This is a genomic window from Sphingobium sp. CR28 (assembly GCF_052327305.1).
Classification (GTDB): domain Bacteria; phylum Pseudomonadota; class Alphaproteobacteria; order Sphingomonadales; family Sphingomonadaceae; genus Sphingobium.
In genome coordinates, this window is record NZ_CP182486.1 from 2,746,121 (window position 1) to 2,768,609 (window position 22,489).

Below are 22,489 nucleotides of genomic sequence, written 5' to 3' on the forward strand. Positions count from 1 at the left end.
TATTCAGGCGGGCGGCGACATAAGTCGCTCGTCCGTCTGCCCGTGCGAGCGACTTGATAAGTGTCGCATTTTGTTGCTTCGCCCGGTTTTGCTTGAAACAGAGCGCCATCCCTACGATATTCGATCCTGAACCGGCATAGTGCCGGCCCAAGGAGATTATCTGAAATGGCTAATTGGCCGGATCCCCGTATGGCGTCGACGGGTTTCAACGGCGCCGCCGGAAGCGCAAATGCGGGTGTCACTGACGCCGGCCTGCGCTCCTACATGCTCTCCATATATAATTATATGGCGAGCGGCGTGCTGGTGACGGGTATTGTCGCCCTGCTCTTCGCTCAGAGCGGCATGGCCTACCAGATCCTGGCTGGCCCCGGCCCGCTCAAATATGTGCTGATGTTCGCGCCGTTGGCGTTCGTGCTGGTGCTGAGCTTCGGTATCAATCGCCTTTCGACGAGCACCGCGCAGCTGCTGTACTGGGCATATGCCGTCGTCATGGGCCTTTCCATGGCGTCTATCTTCCTGGTCTACACCGGCACGTCGATCGCGCAGACCTTCTTCGCGACGGCAGCGGCTTTTGCGGGCCTTAGCCTCTATGGCTACACGACCAAGAAGGATCTGTCGGGTTTCGGCACGTTCCTCATCATGGGCGTGGTTGGCATCATCATTGCCAGCCTCATCAACCTGTGGCTGCAGTCGAGCGCTCTGTCGCTTGCTGTGAGCGTTCTCGGCGTGCTGATCTTCGCGGGTCTGACCGCCTATGACACGCAGAAGCTCAAGGACCAGTATGCCTATGTCGCTGGCACCGACTTCATGGGCAAGGCGGTCATCATGGGCGCGCTGAACCTCTATCTGGACTTCGTGAACATGTTCATGTTCCTGCTGCGCTTCATGGGCAGCTCGCGCGACTGATCGCGACGACAGTTTCTAAAAGCGAAGGCCCGGCGGAGCGATCCGTCGGGCCTTTTGCTTAGCGGGAATGCTCCGGTCCGCCGTTGCTGGTGCTACTGTGACTTCATTGCGGCAATCAGCGCGTCGTCAATTGCCTTGGCCGCCTTATAAGCGGGGCGGGATGTGACCCTCTCCACATAGCGCTCGAACGCTGGCGTCTTGTGGATCGTGCCGAACATCGTGCCCCAGGTCACCTGTGCGCCGATATACACGTCCGCCGCCGTGAATCGGCTGCCGCAGATATAATCCGATGCGGAGAGCGCCGCGTCCAGCGTGCCGATTGCCCGGTCATAGCTGCCATAGCCGAACATCCGGCCTTGCTCGGCGGTCGGATCGAATCCTGCGGCCCTGTTCGTTACGGCGGCCTCGACCGGGCCGGCCGCAAAGAACAGCCAGCGATAATAGTCGGCACGATCCTCCGTTGCCGGCGCGAGGCCCGCCTGCGGAAAGGCGTCGGCCAGATAGGCGCAGATCGCCGCGCACTCCGTCACCACCTTGCCCTTGTGGACGATCGCCGGCACCTTCCCCATGGGATTTATCGCCAGATAATCTGCCGATTTCATGCCGTCCTCGTAGCTCAATATGTGCTGATCGTAAGGTGCGCCCACCTCGTGCAGCATCCACCGGCCGATCTGACCTCGCGACATGGGATTGGTATAGAACTCGATTTCCTCGGTCATCGCACGTCTCTCCCATCGCGGCTGGGCTGGAAAATATAGCGACCGGCGACGGCGTCAAACGCCTTTCTGCCGCGAGAACGCCCCGCTTTCCAGAAAGGCTGCGGTCTGCGCCTGCGCGGCGGGATGATAGGCAAGCATCATATGGCTGAGCGGCAAGACGATGTGATCGCTTTCCCCAGCGACATGGGTGGACGCGACGGACACTTTGCCGTCATGCGGAGCAGGCAGGATGCGATCCGAAAGGCCGCGCATCATCGGTCGATCCCCCGCTACGACACCGAGCGGAAAGTCCACCCGGCCCAGCACGGCCTCGAGTTCCGGATCCCGCATTGTGACCAACGCGGGCGCGGCTTGGCCCAGCACCGTTCGCGTCGCCGGCCAGCGATCGAGAAGATCGGCAAGCTCGCTCCCCCGGCTGGGCGTGCCCAGCATGACGACGCGGCCGAGTTGCGCTGGCCGCTGCCGCGCGATCAATGCTCGCGCCACCAGACCGCCCATGGAATGACAAACGAAGTGCACTGGCTCGTCTGCGGGTTGCGCACTGGCGAATGCCGCCACTCTCGGCGCCAGCCTGTCGACGATGGTGCGCAGGGGCAAGCGCCAGCTGTCATACCAGGGCGCTATGGTCCGATAGCCTTGTTTGCGGAGTGCAAACGCAAAGGGCTGCATCACGCCGGGCAAACCGGCAAATCCGTGAAGGAGCACGACCGAGCCTTTCATCCTTCGGTCACTATCCCGCTTCCTCCGCCCGTCAAACTTCTGTTCCCGCAAGAAAGGGCGGCCCGCTCAATCGCGAACCGCCCTTTTCATCAAATCAGAAGGCTCAGCCCTTGGGCGCGTCCGCCTTGGGCTTGGACTTGCCGCCGCCTTTCGGTGCGGACTTGCCGCCTTTGCGCGTCGCCTTGGGCGCAGCCGGCGTGATCTCGAAGCTGAGCACGCCGTCCTTCAGCCGGACATGCACTTCGCCGCCATGGACAAGCTTACCGAAGAGCAGCTCCTCAGCGAGCGGCTGCTTGATCTTCTCCTGCATCAGCCTGCCCATCGGGCGCGCGCCATACAGCTTGTCATAGCCACGCGCGGTGAGCCATGCGCGGGACTCATCATCCAGCGTAATGTGCACATCGCGGTCGGCGAGCTGCAGCTCGAGCTGCAGGATGAACTTGTCGACAACGCGGCTGACCACGTCGCTCGGCAGATAATCGAACGGCACGATGGCATCGAGGCGGTTGCGGAACTCAGGCGTGAAGAGCTTCTTCACGGCCTCTTCCTGCACGTCTTCGCGGCCACCCAGATCGCCGAAGCCGATCGACTCCTTGGCCATGTCGGATGCGCCCGCGTTTGTCGTCATGATGAGAATGACGTTGCGGAAGTCGACCGTCTTGCCGTGGTGATCGGTGAGGCGCCCGTTGTCCATCACCTGCAGCAGGATGTTGAACAGGTCCGGATGGGCTTTCTCGATCTCGTCGAGCAGCAGCACGCAATGCGGATTCTGGTCGATCGCGTCGGTCAGCAGGCCACCCTGATCGTAGCCGACATAACCCGGAGGCGCGCCGATGAGGCGGCTGACCGAGTGGCGCTCCATATATTCCGACATGTCGAAGCGCTGGAGCGGAATGCCCAGCAGATGCGCAAGCTGGCGGGCAACCTCCGTCTTGCCGACGCCCGTGGGGCCGGAGAACAGATAGTTGCCGATCGGCTTGTCCGGATCGCGCAGGCCAGCACGGCTGAGCTTGATCGCGGAGGAGAGCACCTCGATTGCCTTGTCCTGCCCGAAGACGACGCGCTTGAGGTCTGTCTGGAGCGTCTCCAGCACGGTTTTGTCGTCGGACGACACGGTCTTGGGAGGAATTCGCGCCATGGTGGCAATCACCGCCTCGACTTCCTTGGGCGTAATGACTTTCTTGCGCCGCGAGGGCACCACCAGCATCTGCATCGCGCCGACCTCGTCGATCACGTCGATCGCCTTGTCCGGCAACTTGCGATCGTTGATGTAGCGCGCGGAGAGCTCCACCGCTGCCTTGATCGCGTCGGGCGTGTAGCGCACCGAATGATGCTGCTCGAAGGCCGAGCGCAGTCCGGCGAGGATCTTGATGGTATCCTCGACGGTCGGCTCGTTCACGTCGATCTTCTGGAACCGGCGCAGCAGCGCGCGATCCTTCTCGAAGTGATTGCGGAACTCCTTGTACGTCGTGGAGCCGATGCAACGGATCGATCCGCCCGAGAGCGCCGGCTTCAGGAGGTTGGATGCATCCATTGCGCCGCCGCTGGTTGCACCGGCGCCGATCACCGTGTGGATCTCGTCGATGAACAGCACGGCGTGGGGCATCTTCTCCAACTCGGAGACGACGGCCTTCAGACGCTCCTCGAAGTCACCGCGATAGCGCGTTCCGGCAAGCAGAGCGCCCATGTCGAGCGAGTAGATCACGGCCTCTTTCAAGACCTCGGGCACTTCGCCCTCGACGATTTTGCGCGCCAGACCTTCTGCGATCGCGGTCTTGCCCACGCCCGGATCGCCCACATAGAGTGGGTTGTTCTTCGAGCGGCGGCACAGGATCTGGATTGTCCGGTCGACCTCGGCGGCGCGGCCGATCAGCGGATCGACCTTGCCCTCCATGGCCTTCTCGTTGAGGTTGACGGTGAACTGGTCGAGCGCGCCGTCCTTCTTCTTGGCCTCGCCACGCGGTTCCTTCTCATCGGACTTGGCGGCCTTGGGCGTTTCCGGCTGCTGCACGCCCTTGCCAACGCCGTGGCTGAGATAGCTCACCGCATCCAGCCGGCTCATGTCCTGCTGCTGGAGGAAATAGACGGCATAGCTCTCCCGCTCGGAGAAGAGCGCGACGAGCACGTTGGCGCCGGTCACTTCTTCCTTGCCGGAAGACTGGACGTGGAGGATCGCCCGCTGGACGACCCGCTGGAAGCCGCTGGTCGGGGAGGGATCGACTTCGCCGGTTACCTTGAGGCTCTCCAGCTCGGTATCGAGATAGTGTGTGACAGTGTCGCCCAGTTCGCCCAGCTCGACGCCGCACGCCTGCATCACCTTCGCCGCGTGCTCATCGTCAATGAGCGCGAGCAGCAGATGCTCCAGCGTCGCATATTCGTGGCGGCGCTCGGAGGCGTGAGCCAGCGCGCTGTGCAGGGTGGTTTCCAGGGCAGATGCAAAGGAAGGCATAGTTTTATTCTCCTGCGACCCTCTTGGGGGACGCTTCACGACCAATGTCGGCGCGGCATGGTCCGCCTTCAAGGGCAGCCATGCCAGCCGGATTGTCCGAGGGCCGATATGCGCCGTCCGGCGATCCTGCCCGCGTTCTTCTCATTTTCGAAATAGCGCTTCCGCGCTTGCCTTGTGGTTAATCCCGCGCTCGCGTTTTGCGCGACATCGCTCGATCTCGGCTTCGAGAGCCACGATGCGCGCATCCAGCTCGGAGACAGACAAAGGATCGAGATCTTGCCTGACCAGCTGCGCCAGAGCGTCATCCGCGCGATGGCGGGGCCTGTCGTCGTCCGCGTCCATGTCCGCCAGTGTTGACCCAAAGCCGGGGGCTGTCAATAAGGGCTGCGGCGAGCCGCACGGGGGTGCGAAAGCGGCGGGAGAACAATGCGATGGCAAGCGCGGGGAGTGTGGGCATGACTGTGCCGGCCGAGATGAATGCGATCGTCATTCGGGAGCCGGGAGGTCCGGACGTGCTGGAGATGCAGCGCGTGCCCGTTCCTTGCCCGCGCGCGGGGGAAGTGCTCGTGCGGGTGGCGTCTGCGGGCGTCAATCGGCCGGATGTTCTCCAGCGCATGGGAGCGTATCCCCCGCCGGCCGATGCCTCTCCGCTGCCGGGACTGGAGGTCGCTGGCGAGATCGTGGCAGCGGGCCAAGGCGTGGACGCTGCCGTGATTGGGCAGCAGGTCTGCGTGCTGGTGGCAGGAGGGGGCTATGCGCCCTATGCCGTGGCGGCGCACGCACAGTGCTTCCCGGTGCCTCCGGGCCTGTCGCTGGTCGAGGCGGCGGCCATCCCCGAAACACTCATGACCGTATGGGCGAACCTTTTCGAGCGCGCTTATGTGGTGGAGGGCGACATTGTCCTCATCCACGGTGGCACCAGCGGCATCGGCACCATGGCGATCTCGCTCTGCCGCCTCTTCGGCATCACCAGCATCGTGACCTGCGGCAGCGACGAGAAATGCGCGGCGGCGATGGACTGGGGTGCCGGCCACGCAATCAACTATCGCAGCGAGGACTTCGTCGAGGCGGTGAAGCGCATCACCGACGGTGCGGGCGCCGATGCGGTACTGGATATGGTCGGTGGCGATTATCTGCCGCGTAACCTGCGCTGCCTCGCTGAGGATGGTCGTCATGTCTCGATCGCCGTGCTCGGCGGCGCAAAGGCCCGCATCTTCATTCCCGAGATCATGCGGCGCCGTCTCACGCTCACGGGCTCCACACTGCGCCCTCGTTCCGCAGGCCTCAAGGCGCTGCTGGTGCATGAAATCGCGCAGAATGTCTGGCCATTCGTCGAGAGCGGGCAGCTCCGCCCGGCCATGGACCGCACCTTCCCGCTGGCGCAGGCAGCAGAGGCGCATCGGCGCATGGAAGCGGGCGACCATGTCGGCAAGATCGTTCTGACGCTCTGAGGGTCACGACCGGATGACTGAAACCATCAGGCTTCACGAATATGCCCCGTCGGGGAACTGCTACAAGATCCGCCTGACGGCGGCGCTGCTTGGCGTGCCGATCGAGCGGCGCCATTACGACATCGTGACTGGCGAGACGCGAACGCCGGACTTCCTCGCGCATGTTAACGCCAACGGTCGTATCCCGGTTCTGCAATTGGGCGATCGCTTCCTGCCGGAGAGCAACGCGGCTTGCCTGTGGCTGGCGCACGGCTCCCCGCTGATCCCGACCGACCGGTTCGATCAGGCGGACATGATGCGCTGGCTGTTCTGGGAACAGTATAATCACGAGCCCAATATCGCGACGGTCCGCTATTGGCGCACGGTCGTGGGGGAGGCGGCGCTGGACGATCTGCAGAAAGCGCTGCTGCCCGGAAAGGTGGCTGCCGGGAAGGCCGCTCTGGCCCTGATGGACGACCATTTGCGCGGACGACGCTGGCTGGTGGGTGAAGGGCCGACGCTCGCTGACATCTGCCTCTATGCCTACACGCATGTGGCGGGGGAAGGCGGTTTCAATCTCGCGGACTACCCTTCGGTGGCCTCCTGGCTCGGCCGTGTCGCGCGTCTGCCGGGGCACATCGCGATCACGGATTAAGCGGTGGCGCACGCTGCCTCAGTGTCTCAAACCCGTCATATCCCGAGAAAAACTGTCACATTGCTCCGCTAAAGGCTCGCCAAGGCAAAACGCGGGGCAGGGCGGTCCTTATGAACGCAGTCAGTTCGATCATGCCGGTTGCGGGTAACTGCGGCCGGAGGCGCTATCGCACGATCTGGATCTCGGACATTCATCTTGGCACGCGCGGCTGCAACGCCGCCATGCTCGTCGATTTCCTCGACAGCGTGGACAGCGACACGCTTTATCTCGTGGGCGACATCGTCGATGGCTGGCAGCTCAAGAAGCGCTTCTACTGGCCTACCGGTCACAACGACATCGTCTGGCGGATCATGAAGCGCGCGCGGCGCGGCACGCGCGTCATCTATATTCCCGGCAATCATGACGAGATGTTCCGCCAGTTCACGGGGATGAACTTCGGTGGGGTCGAGATCCGGCGCAAGCACATCCACACCACGGCGGACGGCCGCAAGCTGCTCGTTCTCCATGGCGACGAATTCGACACGGTCATGCTGGCGCATCGCTGGCTCGCGGTGGTCGGGGATGCCGCCTACACGGTGCTGATGGGCCTGAACCGGCGGGTCAACCAGATCCGCCAGTGGCTCGGCATGCCTTACTGGTCGCTCTCGAAGGTCGCCAAGCACAAGGTGAAGAATGCCGTGGCCTTCATCTCCCGCTTTGAGGAGATCGTGGCGCATGAGGCGGGGCGGCGACACGTGGACGGGGTTGTTTGCGGCCACATCCATACCGCCGAAATCCGGCAGTTCGGCGCGGTCACATATTATAATGACGGTGACTGGGTTGAGGGCTGCACGGCTCTTGTCGAGCATCATGACGGCCGCATGGAAGTGCTGCACTGGGCCGACGAGATCGCGGCGCGGGAGAGCGTGGAAGCTGCGCTTGATCTGGAGATCGCCGCCTGATGCGTGTCGCCATCGTCACCGATGCGTGGGAGCCGCAGGTGAACGGCGTCGTCCGCACGCTCGGGGCGACATGCGCGGAGCTTCGCGCGCTCGGTCATAGTGTCGAAGTGATCGAGCCCAGCGCTTTTCCCACTGTGCCGTGCCCGACCTATGCGGAAATCCGGCTCGCGCTCGCCACGCCCGGCGCAGTCGGCCGGCGGCTTTCGGCGTTCGAGCCGGACGCGATTCATCTCGCCACCGAAGGCCCGCTGTGCCTTGCCGCCCGTGTGTGGTGCCTGCGGGAAGGTCTCCCTTTCACGACTGCTTTCCACACCAGTTTCCCGGACTATGTCGCGCAGCGCACCGGGCTCTCGCCTGAGTGGTTCTGGCCTTATTTTCGGTGGTTTCACGGCGCGGCGAGCGCGGTACTGGTCTCGACACCCACGATTCGGGCTGAGCTGGCGAAGGCTGGCATTTCTCATACCCGGCACTGGGGCAGGGGCGTCGACCACAGCCTGTTCCGGCCCCATGGCCCCGCACATCCCGCCTTCGAGGGCTTGCCGCGCCCCATTCTCCTCAATGTCGGCCGGGTGGCGGTCGAGAAGAATATCGAGGCGTTCCTCAAGCTGGATAGCGCGGGCACGAAAGTGATCGTGGGCGATGGCCCGGCGCGTCCGGCGCTGGAGCGCGCCTATCCCGAGGCGCGGTTTCTGGGCGTTCTTGCCGGGGAAGCCCTGGCAGCCGCCTATCGCGGCGCCGACGCGCTCGTCTTCCCCAGTCGCACGGATACCTTCGGTCTCGTGATGATAGAGGCGCTGTCCTGCGGCACGCCTGTGGCGGCGATGCCCGTGCCCGGCCCGCTGGATGTGCTGAACGATGAAGTCGGCTGCATGGACGAAGATCTGTCGCGCGCTGTCGCTGGCGCGCTGGGCAGGGATCGCGCGCTCTGTGCTGCCTATGGCGCGGGTTTCGGATGGCGCAGCAGCGCCTTCCAGTTTCTCGCTGCCCTGCGCTTCGTCGACCGGGTGGGCATGCCCGTCGCGGCCTGAGCGCCGATCCTGCGCAATCCCTTGCCCTTGGTTCCGCGTTGTTCTAAATGAGAGGGGAAGGCCGCTCCGCGAGGGGCGGCCGCACGCGTTTTTAAGGCTCACAGGAGACCGCAAGTGGCACAGCCGCTCATGCCCCACGCCACCGCCAGCTGGCTGGTCGACAATACCGCGCTCAGCTTCGAGCAGATCGCCGAATTCTGCGGCCTGCACATTCTCGAAGTGCAGGCAATCGCAGACGATACCGCCGCGACCAAATATACCGGCCGCGATCCCGTCCGTGCCCATGAAATCACGATGGAAGAAATCCACAAGGGCGAGGCCAATCCGGACTATCGTCTCGTGATGGTCAAGGGACCGGACCCCGTGCGCCGCACCAAGGGGCCGCGCTACACGCCGGTTTCCAAGCGGCAGGACAAGCCGGACGGCATTGCTTGGATTCTGCGCCATCACCCGGAAGTTTCGGACGGCGCGATTGGCAAGCTGATCGGCACCACGCGCAACACCATTCAGGCGATCCGCGAGCGCACACATTGGAACATCTCGAACATCCAGCCCAAGGATCCGGTAACGCTCGGCCTGTGCTCGCAGCGCGAACTGGATGCTCTGGTTGCCCGCACTGCCAAGAAGGCGGGCATCGAGGCGCCGACCGACAGCCGTCTGGCTGGCGACCGCGAAGCTCTGATCGAGGAGTTGCGCCGCGAGCGTGAGACGCAGCAGCGTCTGGCCGATGAAGCGCTGAATGCCGAGGCTGCCGCGATCAACGACGTCGCGACAATTCTCGATCCGTTCAGCGACAACAAAGGCCACGTCTGAGTCGGAATTCTGCGGGTGGGGTCGGCGCTCCCGGCGCCGCCCATGCCCGCAGCTTGCCCTTACGGCCGCGCCAGCGCCGAGAGCCTGACGCTTACGCTAACGTAAAGTAGTTGCGGCCGGCCCCTGCTTGTCCTAGCCTTGGCTCATGGAGAGCAAGCGCTGGATCTGGCAGGATCGCTATGACCATCCTTTCGCGTGGGAGCAGAGCTATCCCCCGCTGACGGTTCCTCAGATGCTCGAAGCATCAGCGGCACGCACGCCGGACGCGCCTCTCGCAGACTTCTACAGCCGCAAATATAGCTATGCCGAAGTGCTCGACGGCGCGCGGCGCGTCGCCTGCGGGCTGCAGCGCCTGGGCGTTCAGCGCGGTGAGCGCGTCGGCCTCTACCTGCCCAATGTGCCGCACTATATCGCCGCCTATTACGGCGCGATGATGATCGGCGCGGTCGTCGTCAATTTCTCGCCGCTCTACACGGCGGAGGAGCTTGAGCATCAGGCCGAGGACAGCGGCACCCGCATTCTCTTCACCCTGTCAGCCCAGCAGCTCTTCGGCACCGCGTTCGAAGTGCTCAACGGCTCATGCATAGAGCGGCTGATCGTCGGCTCGATCGCAGGCGTGCTGCCTGCCGGCAAGTCGCTCGCCTATCGTCTGTTCCGCCGCAAGGAGATGGCGGACGTGCCGGATGATCCGCGCATCACCCGCTTCTCGGCGCTTATCGACAATGATGGCGGTTGCATCGTGCCCGATGTCGGGGCCGACGACCTCGCTCTGCTTCAGTATACCGGCGGGACGACGGGCCGGCCGAAGGGCGCGATGCTCACCCATCAGAATCTTACGGCGAATGCGCGTCAAGTGAACATGCTCGATCCGCATCTGGAGCAGCAGGACCGGATTGTCGGCGTGCTGCCCTTCTTCCATGTCTTCGCCAATACCGCTGTGCTTAATCGCACCATTTCGCACGGCGGGGAGATCGTGATGCTGCCCCGGTTCGACGCCCGTCAGACCCTCGCGGCAATCACGCGAACCAGCGCGACTGCGCTCCCCGGCGTGCCCACCATGTTTCAGGCGCTGCTCGATTGCCCCGACCTGCCGAAGACCAATTTCTCGACCTTGCGCGTCTGCATTTCCGGTGGCGCACCCCTGCCGCTGCAACTCAAGCAGCGCTTCGAGGAAGCGACTGGCGCAAAGCTGGTAGAGGGCTATGGCCTGACCGAGTCGAGCGGTGTGGTCTCCGCCAATCCCTATGAGCTGCCGGGCAAGAGCGGCACGATCGGCCAGCCCATTCCCGGCACCCGGGTTCGCCTGCTCGATCGCGAAGACCCCAGCCGCGATGCCCCGGCGGGCGAGCCGGGAGAGATCGCCTTCGCCGGACCCCAGACGATGCGCGGCTATTGGAACAAGCCGGAGTCGGATGCCGAGGTGTTCATGAACGGCTATCTGCGGACCGGAGACGTCGGCGTGATCGACGAGGACGGCTATATCCGCGTGGTCGATCGCATCAAGGACATGATCGCAGTGGGAGGCTTCAAGGTCTTCCCGAGCCAGATCGAGGCCGTGCTGTATCGCCATCCGGCCGTGCGCGAAGCCTTGGTAATCGGCATCCCCGATTCCTACCGTGGCGAGTGCCCCAAGGCGTTCGTCACCCTGAAGCCGGAGGCCGCCGAGGAGATCGACGCTATTGCACTCAAGGCCTGGCTTAACCCACAGCTTGGCAAGCATGAGCGAGTGGAGATGGTCGAGATTCGCGAAAGCCTCCCCAAGACGCTGGTCGGCAAATTGAGCCGCAAGGAGCTGGTCGAGGAGGAAAAGGCGAAGGCTGCCGCAGCCTCCCAGACTGCCTGACCAGCGGCGAAAGGCAGTCTCGCGTCAGTGCACCGTTCCGATAGTCTCGGGGATGAGTAGCAGCGCGATCATCCGCTCGATCTGCCGCCAGTGGCAGAAGTGGATGTGATTGCCTAAGTCCCGGCTGCGATCGGCGCGCAGCGCCGCCTCATGCCCAGCCATCTCGCCAAAGGCCTCGATGAGCGCGTTTGCGTCATCATAGCTGCGGCGACTCGACAGCATGGGTAGATATGCGGAGGGCAGGTGCATCGGGCCTCGTGTCATTTGCGGCCTTGGCTCAATGCCCCGGCGCTGATCGCCTGCTAGAGGCCGGGCCTTCACCAAGTCGCCAAGCATCGCGGTGAACGTTCTCTTAGGCAAAGAGTGACCCGAAATCGGACGCGCGAAAGCGCGCTGGCACTGGCCCGCGAGCCATGGCATGGCGGAGGCTATGAACAGCAAGCCTCCTTCCAATCGTCCTGCCGGCACGACTTCCGGCCTCGCTGGCGGCGCGCCGCTCGCCCTGCTGATGATCGCGGGCGTCATCATTGGCGGAGAATATGGTCAGCCAACCGTAGGGCTGATCGCGGGCACGGCCATTGGCGTCGCAATCGCGATTTTCATTTGGCGTCGCGGACGGCGTTAAGAGCGGAATCGTTACGATGCGACTGGATGATCGCCTGTGCGTTACGCTAAGGCGAGGCAAGGTCGTCGTTCAAAAGAGATAGGGCGCGGGAATGAAGAAGTATCTGCTGTGGGGCGTGACGATCCTCGTTCTCGTCATCGCCGTCATCCTGTTCATTCTCACTCGTCCCGATGTCGCGCGCCTCTCGGAAAGCGACCTGCAAGGGCGCGAGCCCAAGTTCACCGAACAGCGCCGGCAGATCCTGCCTACGGTGAAGATCGCCAAGCCAGTCGGCTGGGCGGCGGATGCGGCGCCCACTGCGCCCCGTGGCCTCTCCGTCACTCGCTTCGCCGCTGGTCTCGATCATCCCCGCACGATGCTTCTGCTGCCCAATGGCGACATCCTTGTCGCCGAGACCAACAGCCAGCCCAGGAAGGTCGAGGGCGTTCGCGACTGGATCATGAGCAAGCTGATGGGCAGCGCGGGCGCAGGAGCGCCTTCGCCGGATCGCATTCGGCTGCTGCGTGATGCGAACGGCGACGGCGTAGCCGAGCAGCAGTTCATGTTCCTCACGGGTCTTACCTCGCCCTATGGCATGGCCTTGGTCGGAGACGCGCTCTACGTCGCGAACACCGATGCGCTGCTCGCCTTCCCCTACAAGACCGGCGACACCAAGATTACAGCGAAGGGCCGGCTGGTCCTGAAGCTCCCTGCCAACGGTCCCAATTATCACTGGACCAAGTCCCTCGTCGCCAACAAGGACGGCACGAAGCTCTATATCGGCGTCGGCTCCAACTCCAACGTCGCCGAAACCGGCCTCGACCTTGAGGATTATCGCGCCCTCATCATGGAAGTCACGCCGGGCAAGGCTGGCTATAATGTCTATGCCAGTGGCCTGCGCAATCCCACTGGTCTCGCGATCAAGCCTGACACCGGCGAGCTCTGGGCCACGGTGAACGAGCGGGACATGCTCGGCTCGGATCTCGTGCCGGATTATCTCACGCAGGTCGAGTTCGCGGCGTTCTATGGCTGGCCGTGGAATTACTGGGGCGGCTATGAGGACAAGCGGGTCCAGCCCGAGCGCCCCGACTTGCGGGAATACACCCGCAGGCCTGATTACGCCCTCGGCGTGCACGTTGCTCCGCTTGGCTTTGCCTTCACTGACGGTTCCGGTCTGGGCGCACCCTTCACCAATGGCGCGTTCGTGGCTCTGCACGGCAGCTGGAACCGCGTGCCGCCGGCCGGTTACAAGGTCGTCTATGTGCCGTTCGATGCCAAGGGCCGCCCGACTGGCAAGCCCATCGATCTTCTCACTGGTTTTCTGAACAAGGACGGTCAGGCGCAGGGCCGCCCGGTCTGGCCGCTGATCAAGGGCGACGGTTCGCTGCTGGTGAGCGATGACACGGGCGGTGTCATCTGGCGCATCCGCAATTCCGCTGCGCCGGAGCGCGCACCCCCTGCGAGCGCCCCAGTCGCTCAGGCGAAATAGATCGAGCGCTGGACGGGTACGAAGCGCGTCGAGCAGGCCGCTTCGGACTTAATCCAGCGTCTTGCCTGCGCGCCCTGCCAGTTCCACGACATATTGCCAGGCGATGCGGCCGGACCGGCTGCCGCGCTGGGTCGCCCACTGGATCGCTTCCTTGGCATCGACCATGAGGCCATGCGCATCGGCATAGCGCTGGACGATCGCCACATAGGCATCCTGATCGAGCGCATGGAAGCCCAGCGACAGACCGAAGCGATCCGAGAGCGCCATGCGATCGTCTACGGCGTCGCGCGGATTGATGGGGTCGTCCTGCTCGGAAAGATGGCGCGGCACGATATGGCGGCGATTTGAGGTAGCGTAGAGGCGCACCGTCCCGCGTCGCGCCGCTGCGCCACCCTGCAGCATGGAGCGCAGCGCGCGGGCATCCCCGCCGAAATTCTCGTCGAAGCCCAGATCGTCGATATAGACAATGGCGGGCCGCTCGGTCTCCCGCAGCAGCGCGAAGAGCGTCGCGAGGCTGCGCAGGTCATCCGTCGCGACCTCGACCAGCGCGAGATTGCCGCCCGTCCTCTGCACATGGCCCACGCATGCCGCCACCGTGGACGACTTGCCCGTGCCGCGCGCGCCCCATAGCAGCACGTCATGGGCCGCATGGCCGGCTGCGAGGCGGCGGGTATTCTCCAGGCACGCCTCTTTCTGGGCGTCGATGCCGGCAAGCAGCGTATAGTCGAGCGGACGGAAATCCTGGACCACGCCGAGCGCCTTGCCATCCCAGCGATAGGCGGGGTGCGCCTCCAGATCGACCGGCGGCGGGGCAGGGGGCGAAATCCGCTCCAGTGCGCTGGCGATGCGATCGAGGGCGGCTTGGTGCTCGGGCGTAATCATGCGGGCGCTTTAGGGCCGCGCGTACCGCGCGACAAGTGCGGGCGGCGGCGCTATAGGCGGCGCGTGTCCGCTCTTAAGACCCAGATCCTGCCGCTGAGCGATGCCGCGATTGGCGAGGCCGCCACGCTGATCCGCGCCGGCCAGCCCGTCGCCGCGCCGACCGAGACGGTTTATGGCCTTGCTGCCGACGCCACGGACGCCGCCGCAGTGGCCCGCATTTATGCCGCGAAGGGCCGGCCCAGCTTCAATCCGCTGATCGTCCATGTAACTGACATGGCCATGGCCCGAAGCATCGCGACCTTCTCGCCCCTGGCGGATCGGCTTGCCGCGGCTTTCTGGCCCGGTCCGCTCACGCTCGTGCTGCCTCTCGCGTCGGAGAGCCCGGTTGCCCGGCTCGTTACGGCGGGGCTTCCGACCGTCGCGATCCGTATGCCAGCGCATCCGGCCATGCGCGCGCTGATCGCGGCGAGTGGCGTACCCCTGGCGGCGCCGTCGGCCAATGCCAGCGGATCGATCAGCCCGACGAGCGCGGCGCATGTCCTCCGCAGCCTTGATGGCCGCACTCCCCTCATTCTCGATGATGGACCCACGAGCGCGGGCCTCGAATCCACGATCGTCGCCGTGGGGGAGGCAGCGCTAACCCTGCTGCGCCCCGGCCCTGTCGATGCGGACATGCTGGCCTCCGTGGCGGGGGTGCCTGTTATCGCGCGCGGGGAGGGGGATGCGATCACCGCACCCGGCCAGCTCGCCAGCCATTATGCGCCGGGGAAACCCGTTCTGCTGAACCGTACAGAGCCCGCTGAGGGCGCATTTCACATTGGCTTTGGTCCGGGCGCCAGCGACTATAATCTCAGCGAAAGCAGCGATCTTCTGGAGGCGGCGGCGCGCTTGTTTGCGGCGCTTCATGAAGGTGATTTGAGCGATCGCGCCTGTATCAGCATCGCGCCTATCCCCCATGAGGGCATCGGTATCGCGATCAACGATCGGCTGGCACGAGCGGCGGCTTAAGGCGATCACACCGAGCCCGGCGCTCAATTCCCGCAATAGTCGGGATTATACTCTTTCTCGCACTTCTTGCGCAGCTTCTTGCCGCGATTGCGGTCGGCTTCGCTCTGGCTGGTTGTCATCCAGTCGGCCGTCTGGTTGGCGGCGCGGAAGGGTAGAGTTGCGGCGCTCGTTACAGTGCGAACGCAGCCCGGCAGAGTGGCGATCATCAGGCCGCAAAGGGCAGTGGTGGTGGCAGTGCGCAGCATGACTTCATCCTGTGATCGCGGGAATAATCGCAGCTAGCGCGCCAAATCTGTTCAAATTGTGAACAGTGCGGCAGCCCGTGCCGCCGCACCGCTCGTTGTCAGGCGGCTGTCTCGCGCAGCCGCTCGGCAAAGCCCTTGCGCAGCTTGGCCAGCTTGGGCGGGATCACCGCCATGCAATAGGGATTGCGGTCGCCCACACGCTCCCAGTAGCGCTGATGATAATCCTCGGCCGGATACCAGGGCGCCATCGGCTCGATCGTGGTGACGATCGGGTCCGTCTGGTCGGCCTGCGCGCGGGCGATGGCCGCCTCTGCCTCAGCCGTTTGCGCGTTGTCATGCGGGAAGATCGCGGAGCGATACTGCGTGCCGATGTCGTTGCCCTGCCGGTTCAGCGTGGTCGGGTCGTGCGTCGCGAAGAACACGTCGAGCAGGTCGCCATAGCCGATCTGCTCGGGGTCGTAGCCGATGCGGATCGCCTCCGCGTGGCCGGTCCTGCCGGAGCACACCTCTTCGTAGCTCGGGTTGGCCTTCTCGCCGCCAATATAGCCGCTCTCGACGCTCAAGACGCCCTTGAGGTTCTGATAGACCGCCTCGGTGCACCAGAAGCAGCCGCCGGCAAGCGTGGCATAGTGCGTGGTCATGGGATGGTTCTTTCCTTGAGGGGGAATGACCCTCAAGATAGGAAGCGCCCGCCTTCGCGCAATCCCTTTGCCCGCTTCGGCCTTAGAGGCGCAGGCCTGCCGTCTCGGGCAGTCCCGCCATCAGGTTCAGGTTCTGCACTGCCGCGCCGGATGCGCCCTTGCCGAGATTGTCGAGCGCCGCGACGAGGCGGATCTGGCTGCTTTCCGGGTCAGCGAAGACGAAGAGCTCCAGCCGATCCGTACCCGCCAGGTGCTCGATCGACAGGGTTGCGCCGTCGTGAGCCTGCGCCACGCTGATGATCGGCGATCCCGCATAATGGTCGGCGAGCGCCTGCCGCAGCCGGTCGGCGCTCGTGTCCGTCGAGAGCATCGCGCGGTGCAGCGGCACTTCCACGATCATGCCCGAATAGAGCGGCACCACGGTCGGCGCGAACAGCGGGCGATGCGCGAGGCCGCTTGCGCCCTGCATCTCTGGCACATGCTTGTGGGTCAGCGTCAGCGCATAGGTGCGGAAAGCCGACGGCGCGCCGTCCGGTCCCTCATAGTCCGCGATCATGCTCTTGCCGCCGCCCGAATAGCCAGAGGCGGCGTTGCAGCTCAGCAGCGCGTCGGCGGGGATCAGGCCTGCCGCGACCAGCGGCGCGACGAGAGCAATGAAGCCGGTGGAATAGCAGCCCGGATTGCTGACGAAGCGAGCCTGCGTCACTGCATCGCGTCCGCTTACTTCCGGCAGACCATAGACCCAGCCGCCCGCGGTGCGATGCGCGGTCGATGCGTCGATGACACGCGTGGTCCCATCCGCGATCATAGCCACGGCGGCACGAGCGGCGTCGTCTGGCAGACAAAGGATCGCGATATCGGCGGCGTTTAGTGCCTCTGCACGCGCGCTGTCATCCTTGCGCGCCGCATCGTCGAGCTGAATGAGATCGAACTCACCCCGGCCCGCGAGGCGTTCTGCGATCTGCAGACCTGTCGTTCCCGCTGCGCCGTCGATGAAGAGCCGCACGCTCATGGTATGATCCTCCGCCGCGCGATGATCGGGGTGCCGTGGCTGGCCGAAAGACGAGCAACCACATCGGCCAGCGGCTCGATGACGGTCGACATCCAGTAAGCATTGGCATGCAGTAGGTGTGTTTCGTCCGCCATCATGCCGACATGGCCAGGAAAGAAGACGAGGTCGCTCCGCCGCAGGGCTTCGCCCTCGGGGATCGGCGCGCCGAGCGCGGCCGCCTGTTGATCACTGTCGCGCGGGGAGGGGATGCCACAGGCGCCCAGCGCCATCTGGACGAGGCCCGAGCAGTCGACGCCCCGGCTGCCGCGCCCGCCCCAGATATAGGACTGGCCGAGATAGCGCTCCGCAACTGCCACCCAGTCCGTCTCATGCTGAGAGATCGGGACCACGTGCTGGTTGTGGATATGGCCATCGGCGACATCGAGGAACGCGTCGCCCGGCGTCCCCGCAACGAGGCTCCCGATTGGCAGAACGCGCACGACAGGCGACTTAATGTCCGCAGCCGTGAAAACCGGTGCCACGTGACGGGTGCGATGCGTGGGAGCGGTCGGCAGGCCAAGCGCGTCGCGGCGCAGATAGCCGACATAATGGTCGTGCGAGCTATAGCCCCATGCCCAGTCGGCCCGCACATCCAGCACATGGAAGCTCTCGCCGAACAACAGTTCGCTCGTGGCGCTCCGCCGCGCATCGGGCTCGCCATAAAGGAAAGCCTGATCCGCCACGCAAACCAGCGGAACGGCTGCGGCATAATGCGGCGCGAAATGGGTTTCCGCCAGAGCGAGATCGGCCAGATCGGGACGGATCGCGTTCGTGCGAGTGTCGTAGGGGTGCGTCACCCCGCTTAACCGAAAACGGATGCGGTCAGGCCGTGCGCTTCCCGCGTTGGCTTTCTGTCCCTGATTCATCGGCGCTCCCTGCGATGAATCGGTCGAAGAGGTCAAGGAATTCCGCCCCCTTGCCGGTGCGTCGAATGAAGACATTGCGTCGGTCGCTCATGTCGCGCTCTCTTCTGACGAAGCCGAGCTGTCCCAGCCGATTCAGCGCGCGGGTGACAACGGGCTTAGCTACGCTCAGCTTATGGGCGAGGCCGCGCACTGTGCTCGGGTCGGGATCCGCATAAATCAGCATCATCATGGCCATCTGACGATTGGTCAGATCGGGCTGACCGGAGCGCACGTAGCGCACCATTGTACCCATCCACGAGGTTAGACCGTCTCCCTGCTGAGCTGTCTGCATTTCGTTGCCCGTGGCGCCCCACTTGTTCATCCGGCCCTAACGCGCGGCTGTGGGAATGGTTGCGTTGCCGGTATCTTCGCAACGAAAGCGCAATCAAACGCCGTATCGCTCGCTCAGAAATGTATAAGCGGCGCGCAGTCCCAGCGCGTCGCCACCCTTGGGACGGCCGGGCCGCGCGGTCGGCCGCCAGGCAAATGTATCAAAATGAACCCATTTCGCTTCGGCGGGTACGAATTTCTCCAGAAAGAGCCCCGCCGTGATCGCGCCCGCGAAGCCGCTTTCGCCGCTGTTGTTGAGATCGGCGACGTCGCTTTTGAAGAGCTCGTGATAGGGCTGCCAGAGGGGCAGCCGCCAGATCGGGTCGTCCACTGCCGTGCCCGCCTTCTCCAGCGCCTGCGCCACCGCATCGTCATTCGCGAAGGTCGCGGGCAGGTCCGGCCCCAGCGCTACGCGCGCTGCGCCAGTCAGCGTCGCGAAATCGATGATGAGTTCGGGCGTCTCCTCGCCCGCGCGTGTGAGGGCATCGCCCAGGATCAGCCGCCCCTCGGCATCGGTGTTGCCGATCTCGACCGAGAGCCCCTTGCGGCTCTTCAATATGTCTCCGGGGCGGAAGGCATTGCCGCTGATCGCATTCTCTACGGCGGGCACCAGGCAATGTAGGCGCACCGGCAGATTTCGGGTCATGACGAGGTCGGCCAGCGCAAGCGCATGAGCGGCCCCGCCCATGTCCTTCTTCATCAGCCGCATTCCCGATGCCGGCTTGATGTCCAGCCCGCCACTGTCGAAGCAGACGCCCTTGCCGACGATCGCGATACGCGGCGGGTCCTCGCGGCCCCAGACGATCTCGATGAGGCGAGGCGCATTGGCGCGGTCGGCGGCCCGGCCGACGGCGTGGATCATCGGGTAGCCGGTTTCCAGCGCATCGCCTCGCGTGACACTGAACGCTGCACCGTGGCGCTTGGCGATCTGCTCGGCGGCGGCTTCGATGTCGCCCGGTCCCATGTCAGCTGTCGGCGTATTGACCATGTCGCGCACGAGGAACGTGGCACGCGCTTCGCTGGCCACCGCATCGATGCCCGCAGGGCGCGCGGTCAGCAGCACGCGCGCTCCCTTGGCTTTCGTGTCGCTCTTGTAGCGGTCGAACCGATATTGGCCGAGCATCCAGCCCAGCGCGGCGCGTCCGGGCTCTCCTTCCCCGAGCCTGTAAGTTCCTTCCGGCAGCACCTCCGCCAGCTTGGCGAGGCACCAGCTGGAAAGCGCAGCCCGGTCCGCGACGGCCGTCACGACCGACCAGTCTTCATCATCCTCGCCGGGCAGGATAGCATAGGCATAGCCCGTCGGCTTGAAGCCCTGCGCCGCCAGCGCCGCGCGCACCCGGCCCGGCTGGCCCGCAAGCCAAGTCTCGTGGCTTTTCGCGTCGATGACATGGATGAGATGGGCTGCCTGCCCATTGTCGGGGCGGACGAGATCGGCGGGATCGGGAAGGCTGGTCATGAACCGGAATTAGGGTGGCGCGATGGCAGGGGCAAGTTGAACCATCGCCGCCGCCGTCCTACCATGGGTCTGGTTCAGCCGGAGAGAGTCGATGAAAGCGTCATTGTTCGAACGTCGACTATGCCTGAGCCTGCCGTTCCTTGCCTTGCTCGCCGCGTGCGGGGCAGCGCGCGATGAAGGCAACGCCGCAAACACCGCGCTCGCAAATGCGGCCTTGTCCGGCGCAACGGGCGAGGCAGGCAATGCCAGCCTCAACGAGTCCGCGAAGCCTGCGACGGCCAGCGCGGTCACAATAGCCGACAAATCCCAGGTTCTGGAGTTCAGTTACGCCTGGCCTGCCGAGGCAGCGGCCATCGCCCCGCTCGACAGCTGGTTGCGCGGCAATGCGGCCACGCTCCGGCAGAAGGCGCTCGGGCCAGCCAAGGCGGATCAGGCCTCCGCGAAGAAGGACGGTTATCCGTACCGCACGCACAGCTATGAAGAGAGCTTCAAGCTGGTGGCCGACACCCCCGCCGTGCTGATCCTTCAGAGCGAGGGCTATATCTATACCGGCGGCGCGCATGGCATGCCGATCGCTACGGACATCATCTGGGACAAGGCGGCGGGCAAGCGTCTTGCCACGCGCGACCTGCTGGATGTCGCCGCCTTCGCCCGCGTCGCGAAGGATGATTATTGCAAGGAACTGGACCAGCAGCGCGAGAAAAAGCGCGGCGCGCCGGTCAAGCCCGATCCCGACGAGATCAGCGACTTCGTGAGCTGCGTGGCGATGACCGATCAGGACATTCTGCCGATCTCGAAGGGCGGCAAGGCGCTCGACACTGTCCGCATCCTCATCGCGCCCTATAATGCCGGGCCATATGCCGAGGGCAGCTACGTGATCGAACTGCCGATGACCGCCGCGACCCTCGCGACAGTCAAGCCGGCCTGGAAAAGCGCATTCGCGGTGAGATGACTTAAGCGTCGCTCTCCGCCGGCACGCCGAACAGGTCGTGCTCGTCCGCATCCTCGATCGTGACGTCAATGATGTCGCCGGGCACGAGCGCCGGGTCCACGTCGCGCAGATAGACATGGCCGTCGATTTCCGGGGCATCCGCCTGACTGCGGCCGGTCGCGCCCACGCTGCCGTCTTCTTCGTCCGGCTCGCCCACTTCGTCGATGATGACCGGCAGCGTCCGGCCGATCTTCGCGGCGAGCTTGGCCGCGCTGATCGCGGCGGTGTGCGCCATCAGCCGCTGGAAGCGCTCTTCCTTCACGTCTTCGGGCACCGCGCCGGGTAGGTCGTTGGCAGCAGCGCCTTCCACCGGTTCGAAGCGGAAGCCGCCGACCCGGTCGAGCTGCGCTTCAGTGAGCCAGTCGAGCAGATACTGGAAGTCCGCTTCCGTCTCGCCGGGGAAGCCGACGACGAAGGAGGAGCGGATGGTGAGATCGGGCGCGATGGTGCGCCAGCTCTTGATGCGTTCCAGCACCTTGGCCTCGTTGGCGGGGCGCTTCATGGCCTTGAGCACATTGGGCGCGGCGTGCTGGAAGGGAATGTCGAGATAGGGCGTCAGCAGGCCCTCCGCCATCAGCGGGATCACCTTGTCCACATGCGGATAGGGGTAGACATAGTGCAGCCGCACCCAGGGCGTGTGGCCATCGGGCGTCTTGAGCTGACCGAGTGCGCGGGCGAGGTCGGTCATGTGGGTGCGGACGCTCTCGCCCTTCCACATCCGCTCCTCGTGGCGCACATCCACCCCGTAGGCAGACGTATCCTGGCTGATGACGAGCAGTTCTTTCGTGCCCGCCGCGACCAGCTTCTCAGCCTCGCGGAGCACGGCGTCGATCCGCCGGCTGGCGAGGTCGCCGCGCAGCGCGGGAATGATGCAGAAGGAGCAGCGGTGATTGCAGCCTTCGGAAATCTTGAGATAGCTGTAGTGGCGCGGGGTCAACTTCAGGCCGCCCTCGGGCACCAGATCGACGAAGGCATTCGGCACCGGGGGCGCCGCATCATGCACCGCGTTGACCACGGCCTCGTACTGGTGCGCACCGGTTACGGCCAGAACATCGGGGAAGCGCGCGCGGATGAGTTCCGCCTCATTGCCCATGCAGCCGGTCACGATGACCCGGCCGTTCTCGGCGATCGCCTCGCCAATGGCTTCCAGGCTCTCTTCCTTCGCGGAGTCGAGGAAGCCGCAGGTGTTGACCAGCACCACATCCGCCCCGGCATAATCGGGGGACAGCGCATAGCCGTCGCTCCTGAGTTTGGTCAGGATACGTTCGGAGTCGACCAGCGCCTTGGGGCAGCCGAGCGAGACCATGCCGACTTTCGGCGCCTCGGGAATCTTCAATGCCATGATTGCGCGGGCATATAGGCGCAAGAGGCGCGATTGTCATC

24 protein-coding genes are annotated in these 22,489 nt (G+C 64.6%); 11 read left to right on the forward strand and 13 right to left on the reverse strand.

The features are described 5' to 3' along the window. The first annotated feature begins 165 nt into the window (after positions 1-165). Positions 166-906, forward strand: a complete 741-nt coding sequence (locus ACNAOH_RS13285; RefSeq protein WP_443970627.1) for a Bax inhibitor-1/YccA family protein — start codon at positions 166-168, stop codon at positions 904-906. A 92-nt stretch (positions 907-998) separates the two neighbouring features. On the opposite strand, the gene ACNAOH_RS13290 is transcribed toward ACNAOH_RS13285, so the two are convergent. The 4 genes from ACNAOH_RS13290 to ACNAOH_RS13305 all read right to left on the reverse strand — a co-directional run bounded on the left by ACNAOH_RS13290 (position 999) and on the right by ACNAOH_RS13305 (position 5,136). Further along, positions 999-1,625: a glutathione S-transferase family protein gene (locus ACNAOH_RS13290; protein ID WP_443970628.1), complete on the reverse strand. Its 627-nt coding sequence runs from the start codon at positions 1,623-1,625 to the stop codon at positions 999-1,001. A 54-nt stretch (positions 1,626-1,679) separates the two neighbouring features. Continuing rightward, positions 1,680-2,330 (reverse strand): esterase/lipase family protein, encoded by a 651-nt coding sequence (locus ACNAOH_RS13295; protein ID WP_443970629.1) that lies wholly within the window; start codon positions 2,328-2,330, stop codon positions 1,680-1,682. Between the two features lie 118 nt (positions 2,331-2,448). Beyond that, a complete protein-coding gene (gene clpA / locus ACNAOH_RS13300; protein ID WP_443970630.1) occupies positions 2,449-4,794 on the reverse strand; it encodes an ATP-dependent Clp protease ATP-binding subunit ClpA in 2,346 nt (781 codons plus the stop codon). A 141-nt stretch (positions 4,795-4,935) separates the two neighbouring features. After that, on the reverse strand, positions 4,936-5,136 hold the full coding sequence (locus tag ACNAOH_RS13305) for a DUF1192 domain-containing protein (RefSeq protein WP_443970631.1): 201 nt from the start codon (positions 5,134-5,136) through the stop codon (positions 4,936-4,938). A gap of 113 nt (positions 5,137-5,249) precedes the next feature. Between ACNAOH_RS13305 and ACNAOH_RS13310 the strand changes: the two genes are divergently transcribed. The 6 genes from ACNAOH_RS13310 (at position 5,250) to ACNAOH_RS13335 (ending at position 11,504) form a co-directional block, all read left to right on the forward strand. Continuing rightward, positions 5,250-6,245: an NAD(P)H-quinone oxidoreductase gene (locus ACNAOH_RS13310; protein ID WP_443970632.1), complete on the forward strand. Its 996-nt coding sequence runs from the start codon at positions 5,250-5,252 to the stop codon at positions 6,243-6,245. A 13-nt stretch (positions 6,246-6,258) separates the two neighbouring features. Further along, a complete protein-coding gene (locus tag ACNAOH_RS13315) occupies positions 6,259-6,879 on the forward strand; it encodes a glutathione S-transferase family protein (protein WP_443970633.1) in 621 nt (206 codons plus the stop codon). 110 nt (positions 6,880-6,989) lie between these two features. Further along, positions 6,990-7,820: a UDP-2,3-diacylglucosamine diphosphatase gene (locus ACNAOH_RS13320; RefSeq protein ID WP_443970634.1), complete on the forward strand. Its 831-nt coding sequence runs from the start codon at positions 6,990-6,992 to the stop codon at positions 7,818-7,820. Continuing rightward, entirely contained in the window at positions 7,820-8,848 is a 1,029-nt protein-coding gene (locus ACNAOH_RS13325; RefSeq protein ID WP_443970635.1) for a glycosyltransferase family 4 protein, read from the forward strand. Before ACNAOH_RS13320 ends, ACNAOH_RS13325 begins: the two co-directional genes overlap by 1 nt. 129 nt (positions 8,849-8,977) lie before the next feature. Beyond that, on the forward strand, positions 8,978-9,661 hold the full coding sequence (locus ACNAOH_RS13330) for a DUF1013 domain-containing protein (protein WP_443972148.1): 684 nt from the start codon (positions 8,978-8,980) through the stop codon (positions 9,659-9,661). A 145-nt stretch (positions 9,662-9,806) separates the two neighbouring features. Beyond that, the gene (locus ACNAOH_RS13335) at positions 9,807-11,504 is read left to right on the forward strand and encodes a long-chain-fatty-acid--CoA ligase (protein WP_443970636.1); all 1,698 of its coding nucleotides are present in this window, start codon (positions 9,807-9,809) and stop codon (positions 11,502-11,504) included. Positions 11,505-11,528: 24 nt separating this feature from the next. On the opposite strand, the gene ACNAOH_RS13340 is transcribed toward ACNAOH_RS13335, so the two are convergent. Further along, the gene (locus ACNAOH_RS13340; RefSeq protein ID WP_443970637.1) at positions 11,529-11,753 is read right to left on the reverse strand and encodes a hypothetical protein; all 225 of its coding nucleotides are present in this window, start codon (positions 11,751-11,753) and stop codon (positions 11,529-11,531) included. Between the two features lie 181 nt (positions 11,754-11,934). Between ACNAOH_RS13340 and ACNAOH_RS13345 the strand changes: the two genes are divergently transcribed. Together ACNAOH_RS13345 and ACNAOH_RS13350 are read left to right on the forward strand one after the other, a co-directional pair. Then, positions 11,935-12,129, forward strand: coding sequence for a hypothetical protein (locus tag ACNAOH_RS13345; protein WP_443970638.1), 195 nt, complete (start codon positions 11,935-11,937; stop codon positions 12,127-12,129). A gap of 91 nt (positions 12,130-12,220) precedes the next feature. Then, the gene (locus ACNAOH_RS13350) at positions 12,221-13,597 is read left to right on the forward strand and encodes a PQQ-dependent sugar dehydrogenase (protein WP_443970639.1); all 1,377 of its coding nucleotides are present in this window, start codon (positions 12,221-12,223) and stop codon (positions 13,595-13,597) included. Between the two features lie 48 nt (positions 13,598-13,645). Here ACNAOH_RS13350 and ACNAOH_RS13355 read toward each other — a convergent pair whose 3' ends face one another. Continuing rightward, a complete protein-coding gene (locus ACNAOH_RS13355) occupies positions 13,646-14,479 on the reverse strand; it encodes an ATP-binding protein (RefSeq protein WP_443970640.1) in 834 nt (277 codons plus the stop codon). Positions 14,480-14,542: 63 nt separating this feature from the next. Here ACNAOH_RS13355 and ACNAOH_RS13360 point away from each other — a divergent pair, with 63 nt between their 5' ends. Beyond that, positions 14,543-15,487 (forward strand): L-threonylcarbamoyladenylate synthase, encoded by a 945-nt coding sequence (locus ACNAOH_RS13360; protein WP_443970641.1) that lies wholly within the window; start codon positions 14,543-14,545, stop codon positions 15,485-15,487. Between the two features lie 23 nt (positions 15,488-15,510). On the opposite strand, the gene ACNAOH_RS13365 is transcribed toward ACNAOH_RS13360, so the two are convergent. From ACNAOH_RS13365 to ACNAOH_RS13390, 6 genes are all read right to left on the reverse strand, one after another. Then, on the reverse strand, positions 15,511-15,732 hold the full coding sequence (locus ACNAOH_RS13365) for a hypothetical protein (protein ID WP_443970642.1): 222 nt from the start codon (positions 15,730-15,732) through the stop codon (positions 15,511-15,513). Positions 15,733-15,830: 98 nt separating this feature from the next. Beyond that, the gene (gene msrA / locus ACNAOH_RS13370; protein WP_443970643.1) at positions 15,831-16,373 is read right to left on the reverse strand and encodes a peptide-methionine (S)-S-oxide reductase MsrA; all 543 of its coding nucleotides are present in this window, start codon (positions 16,371-16,373) and stop codon (positions 15,831-15,833) included. Between the two features lie 82 nt (positions 16,374-16,455). Then, positions 16,456-17,385, reverse strand: a complete 930-nt coding sequence (gene argC, locus ACNAOH_RS13375) for an N-acetyl-gamma-glutamyl-phosphate reductase (RefSeq protein WP_443970644.1) — start codon at positions 17,383-17,385, stop codon at positions 16,456-16,458. Then, the gene (locus tag ACNAOH_RS13380; RefSeq protein WP_443970645.1) at positions 17,382-18,290 is read right to left on the reverse strand and encodes a C40 family peptidase; all 909 of its coding nucleotides are present in this window, start codon (positions 18,288-18,290) and stop codon (positions 17,382-17,384) included. The genes argC and ACNAOH_RS13380 overlap by 4 nt, the downstream gene beginning before the upstream one ends. Then, positions 18,247-18,573: a MarR family transcriptional regulator gene (locus ACNAOH_RS13385; RefSeq protein ID WP_443970646.1), complete on the reverse strand. Its 327-nt coding sequence runs from the start codon at positions 18,571-18,573 to the stop codon at positions 18,247-18,249. The genes ACNAOH_RS13380 and ACNAOH_RS13385 overlap by 44 nt, the downstream gene beginning before the upstream one ends. A 141-nt stretch (positions 18,574-18,714) precedes the next feature. Further along, positions 18,715-20,115 (reverse strand): leucyl aminopeptidase family protein, encoded by a 1,401-nt coding sequence (locus ACNAOH_RS13390; RefSeq protein ID WP_443970647.1) that lies wholly within the window; start codon positions 20,113-20,115, stop codon positions 18,715-18,717. A 91-nt stretch (positions 20,116-20,206) separates the two neighbouring features. Here ACNAOH_RS13390 and ACNAOH_RS13395 point away from each other — a divergent pair, with 91 nt between their 5' ends. Beyond that, entirely contained in the window at positions 20,207-21,067 is an 861-nt protein-coding gene (locus ACNAOH_RS13395) for a DUF4163 domain-containing protein (protein ID WP_443970648.1), read from the forward strand. Position 21,068: 1 nt separating this feature from the next. Here ACNAOH_RS13395 and rimO read toward each other — a convergent pair whose 3' ends face one another. Next, positions 21,069-22,448 (reverse strand): 30S ribosomal protein S12 methylthiotransferase RimO, encoded by a 1,380-nt coding sequence (gene rimO / locus ACNAOH_RS13400; protein ID WP_443970649.1) that lies wholly within the window; start codon positions 22,446-22,448, stop codon positions 21,069-21,071. Between the last annotated feature and the right edge of the window lie 41 nt (positions 22,449-22,489).